The 1,023-nt window shown below is 67.1% G+C and carries 3 protein-coding genes; 2 read left to right on the top strand and 1 reads right to left on the bottom strand.

The genetic code is table 11. The features are described from left to right. Together JMF90_RS40500 and JMF90_RS38320 are read left to right on the top strand one after the other, a co-directional pair. Positions 1-506: hypothetical protein (locus JMF90_RS40500; protein ID WP_236598146.1), on the top strand; the 506-nt coding region annotated here is incomplete at its 5' end. After that, positions 500-778 (top strand): hypothetical protein, encoded by a 279-nt coding sequence (locus JMF90_RS38320; protein WP_077220330.1) that lies wholly within the window; start codon positions 500-502, stop codon positions 776-778. The genes JMF90_RS40500 and JMF90_RS38320, both read left to right, overlap by 7 nt. Positions 779-920: 142 nt before the next feature. Here JMF90_RS38320 and JMF90_RS38315 read toward each other — a convergent pair whose 3' ends face one another. Then, a complete protein-coding gene (locus JMF90_RS38315; RefSeq protein ID WP_236598147.1) occupies positions 921-1,022 on the bottom strand; it encodes a heme-binding protein in 102 nt (33 codons plus the stop codon). Position 1,023 lies beyond the last annotated feature (1 nt).

Raw genomic sequence — 1,023 nt, 5'->3', positions numbered from 1 at the left:
AAATCGTCGCGCGACGGCGCTTGAAATCCGCGCTTCCCATCCTATTTTGGGTATCGCTCAAGCAGCCGCGGCTTACGCGCTGCGTGTTTCGATTTGTTTGTCAGCGAGGTCTCTCGCGGATCGACGAACTGGAGCGCGTGGTCCGGTTCGTCCTCCATGCGGGGTCCAACCGGGAGCGAATCATGAACCATCCTTTCTTTATCTTCGATCGGCTGCCGGAGGTCGGCCGCCGACCACGACGCGCCGCCCGCGTCGTCACGGGTCTGCCGACCGGCCTGCGGAAAGCGCGCAACGGCACGAGTCGCTTCGCGCCAATCGGCGCTCGCGTACGTGCCGAGCGCAAGCCATTCGCGTTGCGCGGCGCGCCCCAACCCGCTGCGATCGGCCGACCGAAGCTGCCGCGCCGTCGAGTCGCCGGGTTTGGACGCATGCTGCACCCTATTTCGTTGTTCCGCGTCATGCCTGCGGGCGGCGGCTCCATGCGCGACGGGAGGCAGCCATGCTGAGCCCGCACGAATTCGCGACGCTGATGCTGGTGTGCCAGGCGCCGGATCAGCTCGACATGAATCGCGCCGAACTCGATGCATTGCTCGAACGGCAACTCGTCATGCTCGAACATGGCGCGCCTGGCCGCCGGCGCGCGTATCTGACGAAGAAGGGTCGATCGATTCTCCATGCGCTCGGGGCCGACATCGCTTCCCACCGGCGTCACGGGTCGACGGCCGAGCGCGGCGGTCAGTATGAAGCGCCCGTCGCCCTATCGGACGAGGCCGGATGACGCGCTGCTCAGGCGGCCGACAGGCATGCATGGCCGCGCCCGAATGCGGTTCCGGTCAACACGTGCCGCTCGACCCGAGCGGCACGCGGTCCGGCAACCGGCCGCCCCCGCGATACGTCGCGCGAGCAAACCCGAGCCGCTGTCATGCGATCGCAGCCCGAGCAAGTACCGCATCTTGCTCTGGCGTACCGCCGGACACGCCGAGTGCGCCGATCAGCTGGCCATCGCCATTGAAAAGAGGCACG

Source organism: Burkholderia sp. E168m23 (genome assembly GCF_016586125.1).
In the GTDB taxonomy this organism is placed as follows: Bacteria; Pseudomonadota; Gammaproteobacteria; order Burkholderiales; family Burkholderiaceae; genus Burkholderia; species Burkholderia orbicola.
The sequence above is the reverse complement of the archived record's forward strand: the minus strand, read 5'-3'. Positions and strand labels throughout refer to the sequence as shown.